The sequence below is a fragment of the Variovorax boronicumulans genome (genome assembly GCF_019352895.1).
Taxonomy (GTDB): Bacteria; Pseudomonadota; Gammaproteobacteria; order Burkholderiales; family Burkholderiaceae_C; genus Variovorax; species Variovorax boronicumulans_A.
In genome coordinates this window covers 39,742-60,087 of the sequence record NZ_JAAAFX010000005.1, presented here as the reverse complement: position 1 = coordinate 60,087, position 20,346 = coordinate 39,742, and the positions used below count along the sequence as shown (strand labels likewise).

The 20,346-nt window shown below is 69.4% G+C and carries 15 protein-coding genes; 7 read left to right on the top strand and 8 right to left on the bottom strand.

Annotated elements, in window-relative coordinates; all coding sequences use genetic code 11:
• Positions 1 to 2: 2 nt before the first annotated feature.
• The 3 genes from K0H49_RS14005 to K0H49_RS13995 are packed head-to-tail and all read left to right on the top strand — an operon-like array spanning position 3 to position 3,146.
• Positions 3 to 1,760 carry a glycosyltransferase family 39 protein gene (locus K0H49_RS14005; protein WP_219213488.1) on the top strand — a complete coding sequence of 586 codons (1,758 nt, stop codon included), beginning with the start codon at positions 3 to 5 and terminating at the stop codon, positions 1,758 to 1,760.
• Positions 1,757 to 2,740: a glycosyltransferase family 2 protein gene (locus tag K0H49_RS14000; protein ID WP_219213486.1), complete on the top strand. Its 984-nt coding sequence runs from the start codon at positions 1,757 to 1,759 to the stop codon at positions 2,738 to 2,740. Before K0H49_RS14005 ends, K0H49_RS14000 begins: the two co-directional genes overlap by 4 nt.
• On the top strand, positions 2,718 to 3,146 hold the full coding sequence (locus tag K0H49_RS13995; RefSeq protein ID WP_219213484.1) for a GtrA family protein: 429 nt from the start codon (positions 2,718 to 2,720) through the stop codon (positions 3,144 to 3,146). The genes K0H49_RS14000 and K0H49_RS13995 overlap by 23 nt, the downstream gene beginning before the upstream one ends.
• 5 nt (positions 3,147 to 3,151) lie before the next feature.
• On the opposite strand, the gene K0H49_RS13990 is transcribed toward K0H49_RS13995, so the two are convergent.
• From K0H49_RS13990 to K0H49_RS13980, 3 genes are read right to left on the bottom strand one after another with little or no spacing between them, the layout of a single operon-like run.
• The gene (locus tag K0H49_RS13990; protein ID WP_219213482.1) at positions 3,152 to 3,955 is read right to left on the bottom strand and encodes an ABC transporter permease; all 804 of its coding nucleotides are present in this window, start codon (positions 3,953 to 3,955) and stop codon (positions 3,152 to 3,154) included.
• 1 nt (position 3,956) lies between these two features.
• A complete protein-coding gene (locus tag K0H49_RS13985; protein ID WP_257624860.1) occupies positions 3,957 to 4,808 on the bottom strand; it encodes an ABC transporter permease in 852 nt (283 codons plus the stop codon).
• A complete protein-coding gene (locus tag K0H49_RS13980) occupies positions 4,805 to 5,800 on the bottom strand; it encodes an ABC transporter ATP-binding protein (RefSeq protein WP_219213479.1) in 996 nt (331 codons plus the stop codon). Before K0H49_RS13980 ends, K0H49_RS13985 begins: the two co-directional genes overlap by 4 nt.
• Positions 5,801 to 5,903: 103 nt before the next feature.
• On the opposite strand from K0H49_RS13980, the gene K0H49_RS13975 reads away from it, so the two are divergent.
• Positions 5,904 to 6,731, top strand: coding sequence for an HAD-IIB family hydrolase (locus tag K0H49_RS13975; RefSeq protein WP_219213477.1), 828 nt, complete (start codon positions 5,904 to 5,906; stop codon positions 6,729 to 6,731).
• A gap of 10 nt (positions 6,732 to 6,741) precedes the next feature.
• Here K0H49_RS13975 and K0H49_RS13970 read toward each other — a convergent pair whose 3' ends face one another.
• Positions 6,742 to 7,980 (bottom strand): MFS transporter, encoded by a 1,239-nt coding sequence (locus K0H49_RS13970; protein ID WP_219213474.1) that lies wholly within the window; start codon positions 7,978 to 7,980, stop codon positions 6,742 to 6,744.
• A gap of 88 nt (positions 7,981 to 8,068) precedes the next feature.
• Here K0H49_RS13970 and K0H49_RS13965 point away from each other — a divergent pair, with 88 nt between their 5' ends.
• Positions 8,069 to 8,641, top strand: coding sequence for a TetR/AcrR family transcriptional regulator (locus K0H49_RS13965; protein WP_219213472.1), 573 nt, complete (start codon positions 8,069 to 8,071; stop codon positions 8,639 to 8,641).
• A gap of 131 nt (positions 8,642 to 8,772) precedes the next feature.
• Positions 8,773 to 10,215, top strand: a complete 1,443-nt coding sequence (locus tag K0H49_RS13960) for an NAD-dependent succinate-semialdehyde dehydrogenase (protein WP_219213470.1) — start codon at positions 8,773 to 8,775, stop codon at positions 10,213 to 10,215.
• A gap of 282 nt (positions 10,216 to 10,497) precedes the next feature.
• Here K0H49_RS13960 and K0H49_RS13955 read toward each other — a convergent pair whose 3' ends face one another.
• From K0H49_RS13955 to K0H49_RS13945, 3 genes are all read right to left on the bottom strand, one after another.
• Positions 10,498 to 11,577, bottom strand: coding sequence for a Fic family protein (locus tag K0H49_RS13955; protein ID WP_219213467.1), 1,080 nt, complete (start codon positions 11,575 to 11,577; stop codon positions 10,498 to 10,500).
• Positions 11,578 to 11,688: 111 nt separating this feature from the next.
• Complete coding sequence (locus K0H49_RS13950; protein WP_219213464.1) at positions 11,689 to 12,660, bottom strand: Bug family tripartite tricarboxylate transporter substrate binding protein; 972 nt, start codon at positions 12,658 to 12,660, stop codon at positions 11,689 to 11,691.
• Positions 12,661 to 12,772: 112 nt separating this feature from the next.
• Positions 12,773 to 13,273, bottom strand: a complete 501-nt coding sequence (locus K0H49_RS13945) for a hypothetical protein (protein ID WP_183027392.1) — start codon at positions 13,271 to 13,273, stop codon at positions 12,773 to 12,775.
• A gap of 262 nt (positions 13,274 to 13,535) precedes the next feature.
• On the opposite strand from K0H49_RS13945, the gene K0H49_RS13940 reads away from it, so the two are divergent.
• Positions 13,536 to 14,435, top strand: coding sequence for an SMP-30/gluconolactonase/LRE family protein (locus tag K0H49_RS13940; RefSeq protein ID WP_219213461.1), 900 nt, complete (start codon positions 13,536 to 13,538; stop codon positions 14,433 to 14,435).
• Positions 14,436 to 14,455: 20 nt separating this feature from the next.
• Here K0H49_RS13940 and uvrA read toward each other — a convergent pair whose 3' ends face one another.
• Positions 14,456 to 20,179: an excinuclease ABC subunit UvrA gene (gene uvrA / locus K0H49_RS13935; RefSeq protein ID WP_219213924.1), complete on the bottom strand. Its 5,724-nt coding sequence runs from the start codon at positions 20,177 to 20,179 to the stop codon at positions 14,456 to 14,458.
• Between the last annotated feature and the right edge of the window lie 167 nt (positions 20,180 to 20,346).

Below are 20,346 nucleotides of genomic sequence, written 5' to 3'. Positions count from 1 at the left end.
CCATGGACAAGCTCGGCCATGTACTGGCGCAGTACGGTGCCCTGACGCTGGTCGTCCTCGCCTGCTGGGGTGCGGGCGACATGCTGCTTCGAGGGCTGAAGATCGACCGCGATCCGCACACCCGGCTCGGCGCGCCGCTGGCCATCGCGCTCGGGCTCGGGATCGGCATCTGCGTGTTGCAGTGGCTGGCGATCGCCGGCCGGCTGACATCGACCTTCGTCACGGCACTGCTCGCGGTCGGCCTGATCCCGGGATTGCGCCTGGCCATCGAACGAGGCGCGGCGCTGCGACAGGGCGGGCTTCGCGACCGGTGGCGCACAACGCCGATGCCCGAACGCTGGGCGGCCGCGGCGCTGGCCCTGGCCCTGCTCTGCACGCTCATGGCCCCGTTGCCGCCGCCCATGGCCTGGGACGAGCTGCTGTATCACCTGCCGCATGCGCAACAGTGGGCCGCGAGCGGCCACCTGACGGTCAACGACTGGCTGCGCTACCCCTGGTTCCCCTACAACTTCGACCTGCTCTACGCCGCGGCGCTGCTGTTCGGCAACGACGTGCTGCCGCACCTGCTGCATGCGCTCGCGGGCTGGCTCACGGCCGGGCTCGTGTACCGCCTGGGCCGGCAGCATCTGGACCGGCTCACGGCCTGCCTGGCCGCCGCGCTGTGGGTGCTGCTGACCCTGAGCGAATTCACCCGCGCCTATGTCGAACTGGGCGTGGCGCTGTTCGTGCTCGTCGCGGCCGCCGCCTACCAGCAATGGCGGCTGACCGAGGACCGCCGATGGCTGCTGCCCTGCGCCTTCGCCATCGGGCTGGCGATCGGTTCGAAATACCAACTGCTCACGCTCTTGCCCCTGTTCGCGCTCGGCCTGGCGCGGCACGACCGCCGGCCGACGACGTGGCTGCTGGTGCTGGGCGGGCTGCTGGTGCCCTGCATCTACTGGTATGCGCGCAACGCGCTGCTGACCGGTGATCCCTTCAATCCCGTCGGCGGACGACTGTTCGGATTCACCGACTGGAACGCCCTCGACTATCGGGGCCAGTTCGAGGACCTGCGGCGCAACTACGACCTGCCCGCCTGGCCCTTGTGGCCCGCGCTCGTGGTGCCCTTCATTCCCGCGCTGAGAGGCAGCGCCGCAGTGCGCCGGGCGCTGATCCTGTCCGCCTACATGGTGCTCGTCTGGGTCGCCAGTGCGCCCTATCCACGCTACCTGACGCCGGCCTACCCGCTGCTCGCGCTGCTGTCGGCCGCGGCCTGCGTGCATCTCGTGCGCCGTGCGGCGGCCCTGTGGCCGGCACTGCACCAGCGGCACCTGGTGCGCGCGACGGCCGGCCTGGCGCTCGCCTGCCTGGCCGCGCTCGCGACGGCGGACGGCGTGCGGTACTGGAAACGGATTGCCCCGACACCCGCGGCGCGCGAGGCCCTGCTCACGGAGCGCGTGACCGGGTACGCCCTGTGGTCGCAACTGCGCGCCCATCCGGTCGGGCGCATCTACCAGATCGGCGTCGAGGACTCGCTCTACTACGCGCCGCAGCCCGTGTGGGGCGATGTCTTCGGTCCGTGGCGCTACAGCGACTACACGGCGCTGGACGCCGCCCAACTGCATCGGAAGCTGGCCGCCGAGCACTTCGATGCGCTGGTGGTCCATACCGGCCGCTTCCCGCAGGTGACCGCGCAACCCGGCTTCGACCGCTACTTCGACCCTGTGCAGTCCGATGGGGCGGTGAAACTCTACCAACTGAAACCCCAAGGCACGCCATGAGCGCACCCGACTCCGCCGCGCGCCCCGGCCCGCGCATCGCCGTCATCCTTCCCTGTTTCAACGAGGCCGGCGCCATCGCCACCGTGATCGCGGACTGCAGGGCGGCGCTGCCGCAGGCCACGGTCCATGTGTTCGACAACCACTCGACCGACGACACCGCCGCCATCGCCCGAGCGCACGGCGCACGCGTGACGCAAGTGGCGCTGCGCGGCAAGGGCAACGTGGTGCGGCGGATGTTTGCCGACGTGGAGGCCGATGTCTACGTGATGGTCGACGGCGACGCCACCTACGACGTGTCCCACGCCGCGCAGATGGTCGAGCGACTGGTCCACGAGAACCTCGACATGGTCGTGGGCGCGCGCTTCGACGACGGGCGCAACCCGCAGACCTACCGCCCCGGCCATCGCCTGGGCAACACGCTGCTGACCTCTGCGGTGGGCGCGCTGTTCGGCGGGCACTTCAAGGACATGCTGTCAGGCTACCGCGTGTTCTCGCGGCGCTACGTCAAGTCCTTTCCCGCGGCGGCGCACGGCTTCGAAACCGAGACCGAACTCACGGTCCATGCACTCGAGCTGCGCATGCCCTATGTCGAGCTGCCGGTGCCCTACCTCGCGCGGCCCGAAGGCACGCAGAGCAAGCTGTCGACCTTCCGCGACGGCCGCCGCATCCTCGGCACCATCCTGCGCCTGTTCGTGAGCGAGCGCCCGCTGGCCTTCTTCACCGTGGTGGCGGGCCTGCTGGCGCTGCTCTCGGTGATCCTCGCGGTGCCGCTGATGATCGACTACCTGCACACCGGCCTGGTTCCGCGGCTGCCGACCGCGCTGCTGTCGGTCGGCGTGATGCTGTCAGCGATGCTGGCGCAGGCCAGCGGCGCGATCCTGCACACCGTCACGCTCGGGCGACAGGAAGCCAAGCGCCTGATCTACCTCTCGATCCCGGCACCGTTCTTTTCCGTACATGCTGAAGACACTGCTCGCTAGCCGCTTCCTGCGCTTCGGCGTGGTGGGCGTGGCCGGCCTGCTGGTCGACCTGACGGTGCTGCACCTGCTCGCGCCATGGCTGGGCTGGTATGGGGCGCGCATCGTCTCCTTCCTCGCCGCGGCCACCAGCACCTGGTGGCTCAACCGGTCCTTCACCTTCCGCAGCGGCTCGGCGCCGCGCACCGGCCTCGCCCTCGGCCGCGAGTACCTGGCCTACCTCTCGTCGATGCTGGGCGGCGCCGCGATCAACTACGCGGTCTACGCGCTCACCCTGCACTGGGTGCAGGGCGACATCGCGCCCTCGCTGGGCGTGGCCCTGGGCAGTTGCGCGGGGCTCGTCGTCAACTTCGCCGCCGCGCGCAAATTCGTGTTCAACGATGCCCCGAAGGGTCCGCGCGAGCCTTGATTCGCTCAACTGCCCGTCGACGCGTAGCGCCGCAGTCCCAGCCGCCACACGCCGAAGGCCGCCGCCAGGAACACGAAGCCCGCGAGCGGCGACAGCGCGCCCATCCAGGCCGGCGCGCCCAGCGGATCGGGCTTGCCCAGGATCGCCAGCGCCGGGTAATAGGCCACGCAGGCCAGCGGCACGACGAAGGTCAGCACGCGGCGGAACCAGTTCGCATACAGCGCCAGCGGGTACTGCGCCGCCTGCACGCCACCGTAGGTGAGCACGTTGGCGATCTCCAGGCTCTCGACGGTCCAGAACGCCAGCGTGCCCTGCAGCACCAGGATGCCCAGGAACAGCGCGATGCCGCCGACCAGCGCGAACAGCGCCACGGCCACCGTGGCCGGCGTCCAGGCGATGGGCGCCTGGTGGGTGGCGAATACCAGCACCGCCATGCCCTGCAGCAGCCGGCCCAGGCGGCTGATGCGGAAGTCGTGCCCCATGAGCTGCAGCGCCAGCGGGCGCGGGCGCAGCAGCAGCCGGTCGAAGGCGCCGGTGCGCAGGAACTCGGTGCCGAGCACGTCGAAGCCACGCCCCAGCGCATCGGCGATCGCGAACATGCAGTTCACCAGACCGTAGAACAGCGCCACCTCGCCGATGTGCCAGCCCTGCACGCTGCCGAAACGGTGGAACAGGGCCCAGACGGCGACCATCTCGATGCCGGTGCCCAGGAACTGTCCGAGGGTCAGCAGCAGTGCCGAAGCGGGATAGCGCGCCTGGCCGCCCACGGAGGCGCGCACCAGGCGGAGGAAAAGAGGAAGCGAGCCCATCTCAGCCCCCCTGCACCTGCAGGTTGCGCATCGTGCGCCCCATCGCGAACCGGCCCAGTGTGACCAGCACCGCGATCCAGAAGCACTGCAGCCCCAGGCCGCCCGCCGCATGCCAGCCGCCCAGCTGCCCGAAGTACAGCCGTGCCGGAATGTCCATCAGGCCGGCCAGGGGCTGGACCAGCAGCGCGGTCTGCCAGGCGTCCGGCAGCAGCGCGAGCGGCAGCAGGTTGCCCGAGAGCACGATGACCACCGGCGTCGCCACCGCATTGATGCCGCGCTCGTTGAGCGCCGCCGTGGCCGCCACGTTGAGCAGCATCACCATCGCGGTCGAGAGCAGCAGCGCGAGCCCGGCCGACAGCAGGAAGGCGGCGCCTGCCGCCACGCTCGCCGGCAGTTGCCAGGCCCACTCGCCCAGGCCCGCCAGCGGCAGCGCGACCGCGGCGAAGGCGGCCATGAGCGCCACGCGCGGCAACAGGCGCGCGGCGATCCAGCCGGCGCTGCGCGCGAACCAGAGCGTATAGGCGTCCACCGGGCGCAGCCGGTCGTAGGCGACCGCGCCGGTGCGCACGGCCTGCGCCACCTCCGGGTCGCCCAGCCAGGGCATCAGCACCAGCATCCCCTGAGCCAGCCAGGTGTAGGTGATGGCCTGTGCGAGCGACATCGACGTGCTGGCACCGGCGACGGCCGTGCCGCCGTAGAAGGCGGCGAACACCATCACCTTGATGCCGCCCCACCAGCACTGTGTGGCGAAGCCCGCGAGCGCGGCCGTGCGGTACTGCAGCATCTGCAGGAAACGCGAGGCGAAGGCGGCGAGGTAGGGGCGCAGCACGTCCGCAAGACCGATCCGGCTCATGCCTCGGCCGCCCCATGCAGCGCATAGAAGCGCGCGATCACGGCCTCGATGGCCAGGCCTTCGAGCCGCAGGTCTTCCACCGGATGCGCCGCAGCGATGCGCGCGATCAGCGCTGGCGCCGTGGTCACGGCGGGGTCGAAGTCCAGCACCAGCGTCTGGCCGTCGCGCGAATGCACGGTGGCGCCCGGCACCTGCGTCGGCAGCGCGGCGCCCTGCGCGAAATCGACCACCAGCCGGCGCTCGGCCATCACCTGCGCGCGCAAGGCTTCGACCGGGCTGTCGGCCAGCACGCGGCCGTGGCCGATGACGATCACGCGTCGCGCGAGCGCTTCGATGTCGTGCATGTCGTGCGTGGTCAGCAGCACGGTGGTGCCGCGCTCGCGGTTGGCGCGCCGCACGAAGTCGCGCACCGCCAGCTTCGAGGGCGCATCGAGGCCGATGGTCGGCTCGTCGAGGAACAGGATCTCGGGCTCGTGCAGCAGCGCCGCCGCGATCTCGGCGCGCATGCGCTGGCCCAGCGAGAGCTGCCGCACCGGCTGGTCGAACACGCGCTCCAGGTGCAGCAGCGCGACCAGTTCGTCGCGCGTGCGGCGATAGCGCTGCGGGTCGACGCGGTAGATGTCGCGCAGCAGGTCGAAGCCGTCGCCCACCGGCAGGTCCCACCACAGTTGCGTGCGCTGGCCGAACACCACGCCGATGCGTGCCACGTGCCGCTCGCGGTCCTTGAACGGGTCGTGGCCGTCGATCTCCACCCGGCCGCCGTCGGGCCGCAGGATGCCCGCGAGGATCTTGATGGTGGTGGACTTGCCCGCGCCGTTGGGCCCGATGAAGCCCAGCAGTTCGCCGCGCTCGAGCGAGAAGGTCACGCCCGACAGCGCCGCCACCGTGCGGTGGCGGCGGTGCACGAGCCCGCGCAGCGCGCCCATCACGCCCGGGTCGCGCTCGGAGATGCGGTAGGTCTTGAGGAGCTGGTCGACGAGGATGTGGGGCATGGAGAGGGCCGCGCCGGCCCTGGAGGCGCGGCGGGGGCGGGATGCTACACGAAAGCCCGCATGCCACCCGGTACGATCACGGCCCCTTCAGAGATTCCTTTCCATGCCTGTGTTGTTTTCCCTGCCCTCCTCGCCGAACCACCTGCTGCCACTGACCCGATGGGGCGCGCAGGCGCGCAGTGCGCTCGTCGGCGTGTTCACCGACATCGACGACACGCTGACCACCGACGGCGCCATCACGCCTGATGCACTGGCCGCCCTGGCCGCGCTGAAGAATGCGGGCCTTCGGGTCGCGGCCATCACCGGCCGCCCCGTCGGCTGGAGCGTGCCCTTCGTCTCGGCCTGGCCGGTCGAAGCCATCGTGGCGGAGAACGGCGCGGTGGCCTTGCTGCCCCTGGCGGATGGTCGCATCGAAAAGCGCTACCTGCAGGATGCACCCACGCGCGCCGCCAACGTCGAGCGCATGCGGCTCGTGCTGGAGCGCATCGAGCGCGAGATCCCGGGGGCGGTGCGTGCCACCGACTCGCCGGGCCGCGAGACCGACATCGCGATCGATCACAGCGAGTTCCAGCACCTGAGCGAGGCGCAGATCGCGGCCGTGGTGGCACTGATGCAAAGCGAGGGCATGCGCGCGACCGTAAGCAGCATCCACATCAACGGCTGGTACGGCGACCACAACAAGCTGGTGGGCGCGCGCTGGATCGTGCGCGAGCTCTGGGACCGCGACCTCGACCAGGAGATGGACCGCTGGGCCTATGTCGGCGACTCGACCAACGACCAGCTGATGTTCAAGACCTTCGACCACAGCATCGGCGTGGCCAACGTGGCGCGCTTCGTGCCGCAGCTCGCCGACCTGCCGCACTACGTGACGGCGGGCGAGCGCGGCGCGGGCTTCGCCGAGGCCGCGGCCGCGATCCTCGGCGCGCGCTGAGCGCCCGCTCTCAGGCGACGGCCACCAGGCGCGGTGCGCGCCACTGCGTCCAGGCGCCGACCAGCGCCATCGCGATCAGGGCCGCGGCATAGCCTTCGACCGTGGTGCGCAGCCCCAGGGACGCGATCAGCAGGCCGGCCCCCATCGCCGGCACGCTGAACGCCAGGTAGCTCACGAAGAAGATGGCCGCGAACAGCTCGGCGCGCTCATGCGGCTGGGCCAGCGGCGCCAGGGCCTGCACCTGCGACGAGAAGGACGAGCCGAAGCCCATGCCGGCGACCACCGTGCCGACGAAGAACAGCGCCACCGAACCGATCGCGAAGGCCCCGATCAGCAGCGCCGAGCCCGCCGCGATGCACAGCATGCCGAGCAGGGACACCCGCGCGCCGAAGCGGCTCATGAGCGTCGGCGAGGCCGCGCCCATGCCGAACAGCACCGCGATCGCCAGCCCGTTGACGATGCCGCTGTCGATGCCGAACACCTGGCGCAGCAGCGAGGGCACGAGCGACAGGAACAGGCCGCCCAGCGCCCAGCTCGTGACCAGCACCGGCAGGCTGCGCACGAAGACCGCGCGCGCCGCCCGCGGCACCGCCATGCGCGGCACCAGCGAGGCCCACGCACCGGGCCGTGGCGACACGCTCTCGGGCAGGAAGAAGGCGGCCACTGCGGCCAGCGCCAACAGCACCGCGAGCACGCCGAAGACCAGCGGCACCGGGTCGCGCGTCATCGAAACCGTCAGGCCGGTCAGCAGCGCGCCCACGGCCAGGCCGGCCAGCGGCGAGACGCTGGTGATCAGCATGCCCATGCGCTTGCGTGCGGCCGGTGCGGCCTCCACCACCGCCGCGCTGAGCGTGCCGCTGGCCACGCCGGTGGCCAGGCCCTGCACGATGCGCGCAGCCACGATCCCGCTGATGCTGCGGGCCATCAGGAACATCACCATGGCCGCGGCCTGCAGCACCAGCGCCACCACGATCACCGGACGCCGCCCCACATGGTCCGACAGGGAGCCGCCCACCAGCAGCGAGCCCAGCAGCGCCAGCGCATAGACCGCGAACGCGACCGTCAGCAGCGCCGAGGAGAAACCCCAGCGCTGCTGGAACAGCACGAACAGCGGCGACGGTGCCGCGGCGGCCAGGAAGAAGGTGAACAGCACGGCGGCCAGCAACGCGAAGGCCGCGCCCGCCGGCAGGCGCCAGGGGGTGGCGGTGGCGCGCGGCGAAGTCGAAGGAGAAGAGGTGGAGCTAGGCATGGGGCCCTTTAACGCAAACAAATTTGCTTTTGCGTATTGTAGGCAGGTCGGATTTTTAATGCAACGATCTTTGCGTTAAAGTGGCGCCATGGACTCCTCTCCGATCCTTCGCCGCCCCGGCGGCCGCAGCGCCCAGGTGCAGACCGTGGTGCGCAAGGCCCTGGAAGAACTGGTGGCCGAACACGGCCGCGACAAGGTCACCGTGCCGGCCGTGGCCGAGCGCGCGGGCGTCAGTGCCTCCAGCATCTACCGCCGCTGGGGCGACCTGGCCGGCCTGCTGGCCGAGACCGCCACCCGGCGCCTCGACCCGAAACGGCCGCTGCCGGACACCGGCGACCTGCACCGCGACATGACGGCCTGGGCCCAGGAACTGATCGAGCACCTGAGCCAGCCGCATTCCACGTCGCTGTTGAAAGCCGCGGCCGCGCTGGCCAACGATGGCGACACCGACTGCCTGCGCAACCGCCGCGCCGAGGCCAGCACGCTGATCGACCAGGCCCTGGCCCGCGGCGACCGCACGCCCGCACTGCACCAGGTGATCGACCATGTGATCGCGCCCATCGTGTACCGGCTGATCTTCGGCAAGGCCCCCTTGGAGCCGGACATGGCCCTACGGCTGGTCGATGAGCTTTTCGCCATCGTGGGCACTCCGCCCCGCTGAAGAGAAAAGACGCGCGGGTGGCGTAGCATCGTGTGCTCGGCCCCGCGCCGCTGCCCGCGACGACGGCGCCGTCCCCCGGCCCCCGTCCACCCCCTCCCTCCCTCCATCTGTTGTCCGACGAAAGACGCCTCATGACCACTTCCTATCCTTCGACCCAGTTGCTGATCGCCAACGAATGGGTCGACGCCGTGAGCGGCAAGACGCTCGACGTGCGCAACCCCGCCAACGGCCAGGTGATCGGTCAGGTCGCGCACGCCGGCATCGCCGACCTCGACCGCGCGCTGGCCGCCGCGCAGAAGGGCTTCGAAGCCTGGCGCGACGTGCCCGCCAACGAACGCGCCGCGATCATGCGCCGCGCCGCCGGGCTGATCCGCGAGCGCGCCGACGAGATCGCGCGCGTGCTGACGCAAGAGCAAGGCAAGCCGCTGGCCGAAGCCAAGGGCGAGACGCTGGCGTCCGCCGACATCATCGAATGGTTCGCCGACGAAGGCCGCCGCGTCTACGGCCGCATCGTGCCCTCGCGCAACCTGGCCTCGCAGCAACTGGTGATGAAGGAGCCCGTGGGCCCGGTCGCGGCCTTCACGCCCTGGAACTTCCCGATCAACCAGGTGGTGCGCAAGCTCGGCGCCGCGCTGGCAGCCGGCTGCTCCTTCCTGGTCAAGGCGCCCGAAGAAACGCCCGCCGCCCCCGCCGCGCTGATCAAGGCGTTTGTCGACGCGGGCATTCCGTCGGGCACCGTGGGCCTGGTCTTCGGCGACCCGGCCGAGATCTCGAACTACCTGATCCCGCACCCGATCATCCGCAAGATCACCTTCACCGGCTCCACGCCCGTGGGCAAGCAGCTGGCCGCGCTGGCCGGCGCCCACATGAAGCGCGCGACCATGGAACTGGGCGGCCACGCACCGGTGATCGTGGCCGAGGACGCCGACGTGGCGCTGGCCGTCAAGGCGGCCGGTGCCGCCAAGTTCCGCAACGCCGGCCAGGTCTGCATCTCGCCGACCCGCTTCCTGGTGCACAACAGCCTCAAGGCCGAGTTCGCGCAACTGCTGGTCAAGCATGCGCAGGGCCTCAAGCTGGGCGATGGCCTGGCCGACGGCACGACCATCGGCCCGCTCGCCAACGACCGCCGCCTGAGCGCGATGGCCAAGGTGGTCGCCGATGCGCAGGCCACGGGCGCCACGGTCGCGACCGGCGGCGAACGCGTGGGCAGCAGCGGCAACTTCTTCGCGCCGACCGTGCTGACCGACGTGTCGCTCGAGTCCGACGTGTTCAACAACGAGCCCTTCGGCCCGATCGCCGCCATTCGCGGTTTCGACACGATCGAAGAAGCGATCGCCGAATCGAACCGCCTGCCCTTCGGCCTGGCCGGCTACGCCTTCACCGCGTCGATCCGCAACGCGCAACTGCTGGCGCGCCGCGTCGAGGTCGGCATGCTGTGGATCAACCAGCCCGCCACGCCCTCGCCGGAAATGCCTTTCGGCGGCGTGAAGGATTCGGGCTACGGCTCGGAAGGCGGACCGGAAGCGGTCGAGGCTTATCTGAACACCAAGGCGGTGTCGATCATGGCCGGATAAAGGGCTCGCTCCCGAGGGCGGCACGCACTGCATGTCGCTTCGCCTTCCCCCTCCGGGGGCAACACCGGCGGCCCGGCAAAGCCGGTTCCGCGGTAGTACTTGGCTCTCCCCCGAGGGCTCGCGCACTGCGTGTCGCTTCGCCTTCCCCCGTCCGGGGGCAACACCAGCGGCCCGGCAAAGCTTCACGAAGAAGAGGGGCGATGCTTTTCTTCTTGAAAAGCCGCCACCGGCGAACGGTGGCGGCCTTTTTCGTTCACGGCACCGGCCTTCTCGCGGTCGCGCTCATCGGTTCGAGGACTCTCGCTGCAGGATCTCGGTCAGCACCAAGTTGACGTAGTAATTGCTCCGCCCGACCCTCTGCTTCTGCACGAAGCCCCCATCGACCAAGGCCTCCAGGTACTTGGTCGCCGTGAGACGCGACACCTTGAGATCTCGCTGAACGAAATCGATCTTCGTATACGGGTGGGTGAAGAGGTTGTTGATCAGGTCTTGGCTGTAGAACTTGTAGCCCTCGCGGATGCGATGCTTGTAATCGGCCAGTGCAACCTTGATGGCGTGGATGGTCGCCACCGTTCGTTGTGCGGTTTCCTCTACGGCCTCCAGCAGGTAGATCACCCATTCCTCCCAGCGATCGTCCTCACGCACCATCTGCAGCAAGCGGTAGTAGTCGGACTTGGTTTGAACGATGTAGCTGCTCAGGTACAGCACCGGAATGTCGAGCAGCCCTTCCTTGACCAGATACAGCACATTGAGGATGCGACCCGTGCGTCCGTTGCCGTCATAGAAGGGATGGATGCTCTCGAACTGGTGGTGAATGAGGGCCATCTTGATCAGCGGGTCGACAGCAAGCAGTTCGCTGTCGTTGATGAACTGCTCCAGTCCTCGCATCAACGCCACGATCTCGGCCGGGTCCTGTGGCGGTGTGTAGACCGTCCGTCCGGCACCGTCCTTCAACGCCGTGCCCGGCAGCTTGCGAAAACCTGCGTTGTTGCGCTCCAGCTCCGACTGGATGTCCACGATGTGATTCGCCGTGATCAATCCGCTGGCCTGCACTTGGGCAAATCCGACGCGCAGCGCTTGGCGGTAGCGCAGAACCTCCTTGGCTGCAGGATTGGCGAATGCCTCGGGAAGCACGTCGTCCTTGAAGAGCTCATCGTGCGTTGTCACGATGTTCTCGATCTCCGAACTGGCCTTCGCTTCCTGCAACCCAAGGGTGTTGATCAGAATGCCCTGGTTCGGGATCGCTGCGGCAATGCCCTTGAGCTCAGCGAGTTGGCGGCTCGCACTGGCGAGCTTCTTCAGGATCGCGGGCGTGTCGAAGCGTGCGGGGTCGAGCTGATGAAGAGAAGCGATGGCGACCATGGGCAATGAAAGTTTTTTTGCATGGTAGCCCCGCTCATGTATATAAAAATGGATTTTCTATACATATCAAAGCCGAGATGTATAGAAAACACGAAATCCATGCGCGAGGCCCTACTGCCCCTTCGCCAACCCCAGCTTCTCGATCACCACCTTTTCCTTCACCACCGTGTCCTGCGCGAACTTGGTGTAGGTCGCCGAGCTCATGTAGTTCGGCAGCATGTCGTAGCGGTCCAGCGAGGCGACGTAGCTGGGCTCCTCCATCGCCTGCTTGAAGGCGTCGTGCAGCTTCTTCACGACTTCCGGCGGCGTGCCCCTGGGGGCGCCGATGCCGAAGGGCGAGTTCTGCACCACGTCGTAGCCCAGCTCCTTGAGCGTGGGCGCGTCCGGGAACTTGGCCAGGCGCTTGTCGCCCCAGGTATTGAGCACGCGCAGCTTGCCGGCTTCGACCTGCGGCGCGAAGCCGGTGCTGTCGGCGGCGGCCATCAGTTGGCCGCTGACCACCGCGAGCATCAGGTCGGCGCTGCCCTTGTAGGGCACGTGCTGCAGTTGGATGCCGGCCTTCTGCGCAACGATCTCGGTGGTCAGGTGCGGACTGGTCAGGTTGCCGGTGGAACCGTAGGTGAGCCTGCCCGGATTGGCCTTGGCATAGGCCACGAAATCGGCCCAGGTCTTGAACGGGCTGTCGGCCGGCACCACGATGCCGAAGGCATAGCCGGTCACGTTCAGGACGTAGGTGATGTCCTTGAGCGGGTCCCAGTTGATCTTGGTGGTGTAGCCCAGGCGGAACACGCCGAGCGGAATCTGCGCGACCGTGTAGCCGTCGGGCTGCGAGGTCTGCAGCGCCTGCGCGGGCAGCGTGCCGCCGGCGCCGGGCTTGTTGTCGATGATGACCGGCTGGCCGAGGATCTTGCCGGCGTTATCGGCCAGTTGGCGCATTGTGATGTCGGTCGGGCCACCGGCCGGAAAGGCGATGACCAGCTTGACCGGCTTCTGCGGAAAGCCTTGAGCCAGGGCTGTCAGGGGGGACACCAGCACGGCGGCGGCCATCGCGATGGCGCAGCGTGAAAAGGAACGGCGGGACATGGTCTCTCCTGAAATCGAATAAGACCTGCATTGGGCCCGCCGCCCTCCCACCCGGCAATCGGGGCTCACCCCCGGTGCTGTCGCGCAGGCGATCGCGCCTGCGCGCGAACGCTCAGCAGCCCGTGGGGCGGCTGCCGCGCATCGGCACGAGGCCGGTCACGCGCAAGGTGGCGCCGCTGTTGTCGGTGGCCGTCAGCTTCTTGCCGCTGAACTGGATGCGATCGCGGTCGCGTTGCACCGCGGTGTCGACGCCCTCGCCGCTGCTGAACTCGCGGCCGTTGACGGTGATGAACGCGACATAGAGCACGTTGGCATCGGGCTGGTAGCGGATGTCACCGAAGGCCGTGCCGTCGCCCAGCACGCGGTTCGCACCGTCGAACTTGAAGCTGCAGACCTGAGGGCTGGAGCCGATCGGGTTGATCTTGTCGACGTCGGTCAGGTTCAGCGATCCGTTGCCGTACACGCCGTCGAGGCCGCTCACGCTGGCCTCGGTGATGGTCAGCACGCCGGTGCGGTCGCTGGGACTCGGATCGTCGTCATTGCCGCCGCCGCAGGCGGACAGCAGCGCCGCGGCGGCAAAGGTGACGGCACAGGTCTTGAGCAGAGTGTTCATGGACGGAGTTCCCAGAAGAGAGAGTGATGAAAGAAGAGGGTGGCGGTCCGCTGAACCGCCGGTGCTCATCTTCAAAAGTTCCCCGCGCCCGCGCGTGAGTGTTTCTAGCCGTTGCCGGTAGGAGCAGGCCGACGATCACCTGCGTCGAGGGCCGGCGGTGCGCTGTACAGGCGGGCAACGCCTAGGGTTGCGCCCGGTCGACGCCCGCACCCCGCTGCGGCAGGATGGCCCGTTCATCAGAAGCAACAACGGAAGCCTTTCCATGACGCAAGCATTCACCGAAGTCCTGTCGGGCTTCAGCTTTCTCGAAGGTCCGCGCTGGCACGCGGGCCGGCTGTGGCTGTCGGATTTCTACACGCATCGCGTGGTTTCGGTCGATGCCCAGGGCAAGGCGACGACCGAAGCCGAGGTGCCGCAACAGCCCTCGGGCCTGGGCTGGCTGCCCGACGGGCGCCTGCTGATCAGTTCGATGCGCGATCGCCGTGTGCTGCGCCGCGAAGCCGATGGCACGCTGGCCGTGCATGCGGACCTGTCGGGCATCGCGGGCGGCCACCTCAACGACATGGTGGTCGATGCGCAAGGCCGTGCCTATGTGGGCAACTTCGGCTTCGACCTGATGGGCGGCGGCGCCGCATCGACCGCGAAGCTGGCCTGCGTCCAAGCCGACGGCCGCGCGCGCGTGGTGGCCGAGGACCTGTACTTCCCCAACGGCGCGATGATCACGCCCGATGGCAAGACGCTGATCGTGGTCGAGACCATGGGCAACCGGATCTCGGCCTTCGACATCCGCGCCGACGGCGACTTGGGTCCGCGCCGCGACTGGGCCGTGTTCGGCCCCTTGCCCACCAGCACCGACGTGGGCGAACTCATCGGCAGCGTGGCCGTGGCGCCCGACGGCGCCGTGCTCGATGCCGAGGGCGCGGTGTGGCTGGCCGATGCCACGCACAACCGCGCGCTGCGCGTGGCCGAGGGCGGCCGCATCCTGCAGGAGATCTCGACCGGCGCGCTGGGCACCTTCGCCTGCACGCTGGGCGGCCCGGAGCGCCGCACGCTCTACCTGTGCGTCGCGCCGGACTTCCTCGAGCACCACCGCATGGCCGCACGCGAGGCCAAGCTGCTGGCCGTCCCGGTGGAGGTGCCGGGCGCGGGCTGGCCCTGCTGAACGGCCGCCCGCGTCCTTCCTCAGCGCGCCAGCACGCCGGCCAACGCCACGCCGGTGTGCGTGCCCAGGCGCACCACTTCCTCGGGCGGCGCCGCGGCCACGATGCGGCCGCCGCCGTTGCCGCCTTCGGGGCCCAGGTCGATCAGCCAGTCGGCCTCGGCGATCACGTCGAGGTCGTGCTCGATCACCACCACGCTGTGGCCGCCGTTGACCAGCCGGTGCAGCACGTGGATCAGCTTCTCGACGTCGGCCATGTGCAGGCCCACGGTCGGCTCGTCGAGCACGTAGAGCGTGTGCGGCGCCTTCTGGCCGCGGCGCGTGATGTCGTCGCGCACCTTGCTCAGTTCGGTCACCAGCTTGATGCGCTGCGCCTCGCCGCCGCTCAGCGTGGGTGAAGGCTGGCCCAGCGTGAGGTAGCCCAGGCCCACGTCCTTGAGCAGCTGCAGCGGATGGCTGATGTTGGGCATGGCGGCGAAGAAGTCGACCGCCTCGTCGACCTCCATCTGCAGCACGTCGCCGATGCTCTTGCCGCGCCAGGTCACGGCCTGCGTCTCGGGGTTGAAGCGCGTGCCGTGGCAGACCTCGCAGGGCACCTTCACGTCGGGCAGGAAGCTCATGCCGATGGTGCGCACGCCCGCGCCGTCGCAGGCCGGGCAGCGGCCCTCGCCGGTGTTGAAGCTGAAGCGCGCCGGGCCGTAGCCGCGCGCCTTGGCTTCCAGCGTGTCGGCGAAGAGCTTGCGGATGGTGTCCCAGAAACCGATGTAGGTCGCGGGGCAGCTGCGTGGCGTCTTGCCGATCGGCGTCTGGTCGACCTCGAGCACGCGGTCGATGGTCTCGTAGCCGTCGACCGAGCGGCAGCCCGACCAGGCGGGCCGCTTGCCGGCGGCATCGTTGTCGCGGCCGGCCTTGGTCATGCGCTGGACCACGATGGCCTGCACGTTGGCCAGCAGCACGTCGCGCGCCAGCGTCGACTTGCCCGAGCCGCTGACGCCGGTGATCGCGACCAGGCGGTGCAGCGGCACGGTGGAGGTCAGGTCCTGCAGGTTGTGCAGGTCGGCGCCATGCACCGTGAGCCAGTCGGGGGCGCCCGGCTCGGGCAGCGGCACCGGCCGGCGCGCCGCCAGCGGATGCTTGATCGCATCGCGCAGGTAGCGCCCGGTCTGCGAGTCGCCCGCGGCCTCGATGTCGGCCACCGAACCCTCGGCCACCAGCCGGCCGCCGCGCTTGCCCGCGCTCGGGCCGATGTCGATGATGTGGTCGGCGCGGCGGATGGTGTCCTCGTCGTGCTCGACCACCACCAGCGTGTTGCCCTTGTCGCCCAGCTTGTGCAGCGCATTCAGCAGGATCTGGTTGTCGCGCGCATGCAGGCCGATGGTCGGCTCGTCGAGCACGTAGCACACGCCCTGCAGGTTGCTGCCCAGCTGTGCCGCCAGGCGGATGCGCTGCGCCTCGCCACCGGAGAGCGTGGGCGCGCCGCGGTCCAGCGTGAGGTAGCCCAGGCCGACCTCCTCGAGGAACTCGAGCCGGCTCTTGATCTCGGGCACCAGGTCGCGCGCGATCTCGGCCTCGCGGCCGCTCAGCACCAGGCCTTCGAACCACTTGCGGATGTCGGTCACGCTCATGCGTGCGATCTCGGTGATGCCGATGCTGGCCGCGCCGAAGCTCACGGCGCGCGCCGTGGCGTTGAGCCGCGTGCCCTCGCAGGTCGGGCAGGCGGCCTCGCCCACGTCCTCGGCCTCGGGTTCGGCGAAGGTCTGTTCGCGGCCCTTCTGGTCGTCGGCCAGCACCGAGTCGTCGTAGACCTTGCGCTGGTCCTTGGTCAGCTTGACGCCCGTGCCCACGCAGTCGGGGCACCAGCCGTGCTTGCTGTTGTAGCTGAACAGCCGCGGATCGAGCTCGGCATAGCTGGTGCTGCAGACCGGGCAGGCGCGCAGCGTGGAGAACACGTGCGTGCGGCCGATGCCCGCGGTCGGCGCGCCGGCCATCATCGCGGCGCGCAGGCCGTCGAGCTCGCTCATCACATGGACCACGCCCTTGCCGTGCTCCAGCGCCTTGGTCAGCAGCGCGCGCAGCGCGGCCTCGTTCTGCGGCAGCACATCGAGGCTGCCCACCGGCAGTTCGATGCTGTGCTCCTTGAAGCGGTCGAGCCGCGGGAACGGGTTCGTCGGCAGGAAGCCGCCGTCCACCCGCAGGTGGGTATAGCCGCGCGGCCGCGCCCAGTCGGCCAGCTCGGTGTAGACGCCCTTGCGGTTGCTCACCAGCGGCGCCAGCAGGCCGATGTGCTGGCCCTTGAAGTTCTTCAGCAACTGCGCCGCGATGCTGTCCGGCGTCTGCGGCTGCACCGCCGTGCCGTCGTGGATGCAGTGTTGCGTGCCGAGCTTGACGTAGAGCAGGCGCAGGAAATGCCAGACCTCGGTGGTGGTGCCCACCGTGCTCTTGCGGCCGCCGCGCGACAGGCGCTGCTCGATGGCCACGGTCGGCGGGATGCCGTAGACCGCGTCGACCTCGGGCCGGCCCGCGGGCTGCACGATGCTGCGCGCATAGGCGTTGAGCGATTCGAGGTACCGCCGCTGCCCTTCGTTGAACAGGATGTCGAAGGCCAGCGTCGACTTGCCCGAGCCGCTCACGCCCGTGACCACGCTGAACTTGCCGCGCGGGATGTCGACGCTCAGGTTCTTCAGGTTGTGCTCGCGCGCATTGACGATCTGGATCGCATCGCGTCCGAAGGCCGGCAGCGCACGCGGTGCCAGATTCGCGCCGCCGCGCTCGCGCGCCGCCAGCCGCGACGGGCCGAGCGCGAGCTCGTAGTCGCGCAGCGCTTCGCCCGTCGAGGTGCCGGTCATCTCGCGCACATGCTCGGGCGTGCCGACCGCCACGATCTGGCCGCCACCGTCGCCGCCCTCGGGGCCGAGGTCGATCAGCCAGTCGCTGGCGCGGATCACGTCGAGGTTGTGCTCGATCACGATCAGCGAATGGCCGGCGTCGAGCAGCTTGCGCAGCGCGCGCATGAGGCGCGCGATGTCGTCGAAGTGCAGGCCGGTGGTGGGCTCGTCGAACAGGAACAGCGTGCCCTTGCGCGCCACGGCCTGCCGGCTCGCGGTGCCGCTCTTCGCGGCCTCGGCCAGGAAGCCCGCGAGCTTGAGGCGCTGCGCCTCGCCGCCCGACAGCGTGGGCACGGGCTGGCCGAGCTTCACGTAGTCCAGGCCCACGTCGGAGATCGGCTGCAGCGTGCGCAGCACCTCGCGGTCGACGGCGAACAGCGCGGCCGCCTCGGCCACGGTCAGGTCGAGCACGTCGGCCACGTTGAGCTGGCGGCCGCCGCGTTCGATCCTCACCTCGAGGATCTCGGGCCGGTAGCGCTTGCCGTCGCAGTCGGGGCAGCGCAGGTAGACGTCCGACAGGAACTGCATCTCGACATGCTCGAAGCCCGAGCCGCCGCAGGTCGGGCAGCGCCCGTCGCCCGAGTTGAAGCTGAACTTGCTCGCGGTGTAGCCGCGCTGGCGCGACAGCGCCGCGGTGGCGAAGATCTCGCGCACCGCATCCCAGGCGCCCACGTAGCTCGCGGGGTTGGAACGCGCAGTCTTGCCGATGGGCGACTGGTCGACGAACACGACCTCGCTCAGGTGGTCGGCGCCCAGCAGGCGGTCGTGCTCGCCCGGCGTTTCGGTCGCCTTGCCGAAGTGGCGCATCAGCGCGGGTGCCAGCACGTCCTGCACCAGCGTGGACTTGCCCGAGCCGCTGACGCCGGTGACGACCACCAGCCGCTGCAGCGGGAAGTCGACGGTGATGTTCTGCAGGTTGTGCTCGCGCGCACCTTCGAGGATGAGGCGCGGCGTGCTGTCGGTCACCGCGCGCTTGAAGCCCATGCCGATCTGCTTGCGGCCGCCGAGGTAGTCGCCGGTCAGCGTGGCGGCATTGCGCAGTTCGTCCGTGGTGCCATCGAACACGATCTGGCCGCCGCGGATGCCCGGGCCCGGGCCCATGTCGATCACGCGGTCGGCCGCCAGCATCACCGCCGGGTCGTGCTCGACCACCACCAGCGTGTTGCCCGCGTCGCGCAGCCGCAGCATGGCCTCGGTGATGCGGTTCATGTCGCGCGGATGCAGGCCGATGCTGGGCTCGTCGAGCACGAACAGCGTGTTGACCAGCGAGGTGCCGAGCGCGGTCGTGAGGTTGATGCGCTGCACCTCGCCGCCCGACAGCGTGCGGCTCTGGCGGTCGAGCGTGAGATAGCCGATGCCCACGTCGTGCAGATAGCGCAGGCGGGTGGTGATTTCCTCGAACAGCAGCTTGAGGGCCTGCACGTCGCCTTCGTTGGCGGTCGAGCTGTTGCCGTGGCTCTCGATGCCGTCGAAGAAGCGCCGCAGCCGCTCGATCGGCAGCAGCATCAGGTCGTGCAGGCACAGCCCCGGCAGCGCCTCGAGCTGTTCGCGCGACCACTTCACGCCCACCGGCATGAAGCGCCTGGCCGGCGCGAGCACCGCGTCGGCGTCCTGCTTGCTGCCGATGCGCCACAGCAGGCTGTCGAGCTTGAGCCGCGCGCCGGCGCAGGTCGGGCACGGCGTGTAGCTGCGGTACTTCGACAGCAGCACGCGGATGTGCATCTTGTAGGCCTTGCTCTCCAGGTAGCCGAAGAAGCGCTTGATGCCGAACCACTGCTGGTTCCACTTGCCGTTCCAGTTCGGCGAGCCGTCGATGACCCAGTCCTTCTGCGCCTGCGTGAGCTTGGCCCAGGGCGTGTCGCGCGGGATGCCGGCGTCCTCGGCGTGGCGCATGAGGTCGTCCTGCGCCTCCTTCCAGGCCGGGGTCTGCATCGGCTTGACCGCGCCCGCGCGCAGCGTGAGCTTGTCGTTGGGGATGACCAGGCCGAAGTCGACGCCGATCACACGGCCGAAGCCGCGACAGGTGTCGCAGGCGCCCACCGCCGAGTTGAAGGAGAACATCGATGGGATCGGGTCGCCGTAGCGGATGTCGCTCTCGGGGCAATGCAGGCCCGTGGAGAACTTCCACACCTCGGGCGCCGCGCCTTCGTCGGCCGGCACCGCATACACCGTGAGCCGCCCCACGCCGCGCTTGAGCCCGGTCTCGATGGCCTCGAGCACGCGGGCGCGCTCGGCACCGGCCAGCCGGAAGCGGTCGGCCACCACGTCCAGCACCTTGCGCGGGCCGGTGGGCGTCGCGACCTCGCGCTCGGCCTGCACGCGCGTGAAGCCGCTGGCCGACAGCCATTGCGTGACTTCGTCGGGCGTGGTTGAAGCCGGCAGCTCGACAGGAAAGGTGACCACGATGCGCGGGTCGCCGGCCGCGGCCGCGCGCTCGACCATCGCCGCATAGATGGTGTCGGGCGTGTCGTGCCGCACCGGCAATGCGGTCTCGCGGTCAAACAGCTGCGAAGCGCGTGCGAACAGCAGCTTCAGGTGGTCGTTGAGCTCGGTCATCGTGCCCACCGTGGAGCGCGAGGAGCGCACCGGGTTGGTCTGGTCGATGGCGATGGCGGGCGGCACGCCCTCCACCTTGTCGACCGCCGGCTTGTCCATGCGGTCGAGGAACTGGCGGGCGTAGGCCGAGAAGGTCTCGACGTAGCGGCGCTGGCCTTCGGCATAGAGCGTGTCGAACACCAGGCTCGACTTGCCCGAGCCGCTGGGGCCGGTGACCACGGTCATCTCGCCGGTGCGGATGTCGAGGTCGAGGTTCTGGAGGTTGTGCTGGCGTGCGCCGCGAATCCGGATCGAGCCCTGTGTCATGAATGCCTTGAGGGGTGGGGCAGACATTCTAGGAAGCGCAGAAGAAGGCATCGGATGCGCTTCGGCATGGCGCACGCGATGCAAGGGTTTCCACGCTGGAACGATTGAGACAATTGGTAACAAATGCGGTCAGCGCCGGCGCCCCCGGCCCTCCCCCTTGTTCTGAC

Bases quoted from the DNA above. Each gene is read 5' to 3' on its own strand.
- K0H49_RS13995 (WP_219213484.1), top strand. From the start codon at position 2,718: ATGCTGAAGACACTGCTCGCTAGCCGCTTCCTGCGCTTCGGCGTGGTG.
- K0H49_RS13985 (WP_257624860.1), bottom strand. From the start codon at position 4,808: ATGAGCCGGATCGGTCTTGCGGACGTGCTGCGCCCCTACCTCGCCGCC.
- K0H49_RS13960 (WP_219213470.1), top strand. From the start codon at position 8,773: ATGACCACTTCCTATCCTTCGACCCAGTTGCTGATCGCCAACGAATGG.
- K0H49_RS13955 (WP_219213467.1), bottom strand. From the start codon at position 11,577: ATGGTCGCCATCGCTTCTCTTCATCAGCTCGACCCCGCACGCTTCGAC.
- K0H49_RS14000 (WP_219213486.1), top strand. From the start codon at position 1,757: ATGAGCGCACCCGACTCCGCCGCGCGCCCCGGCCCGCGCATCGCCGTC.
- K0H49_RS13990 (WP_219213482.1), bottom strand. From the start codon at position 3,955: ATGGGCTCGCTTCCTCTTTTCCTCCGCCTGGTGCGCGCCTCCGTGGGC.
- K0H49_RS13970 (WP_219213474.1), bottom strand. From the start codon at position 7,980: ATGCCTAGCTCCACCTCTTCTCCTTCGACTTCGCCGCGCGCCACCGCC.
- uvrA (WP_219213924.1), bottom strand. From the start codon at position 20,179: ATGACACAGGGCTCGATCCGGATTCGCGGCGCACGCCAGCACAACCTC.
- K0H49_RS13975 (WP_219213477.1), top strand. From the start codon at position 5,904: ATGCCTGTGTTGTTTTCCCTGCCCTCCTCGCCGAACCACCTGCTGCCA.
- K0H49_RS13945 (WP_183027392.1), bottom strand. From the start codon at position 13,273: ATGAACACTCTGCTCAAGACCTGTGCCGTCACCTTTGCCGCCGCGGCG.
- K0H49_RS14005 (WP_219213488.1), top strand. From the start codon at position 3: ATGGACAAGCTCGGCCATGTACTGGCGCAGTACGGTGCCCTGACGCTG.
- K0H49_RS13950 (WP_219213464.1), bottom strand. From the start codon at position 12,660: ATGTCCCGCCGTTCCTTTTCACGCTGCGCCATCGCGATGGCCGCCGCC.
- K0H49_RS13965 (WP_219213472.1), top strand. From the start codon at position 8,069: ATGGACTCCTCTCCGATCCTTCGCCGCCCCGGCGGCCGCAGCGCCCAG.
- K0H49_RS13940 (WP_219213461.1), top strand. From the start codon at position 13,536: ATGACGCAAGCATTCACCGAAGTCCTGTCGGGCTTCAGCTTTCTCGAA.
- K0H49_RS13980 (WP_219213479.1), bottom strand. From the start codon at position 5,800: ATGCCCCACATCCTCGTCGACCAGCTCCTCAAGACCTACCGCATCTCC.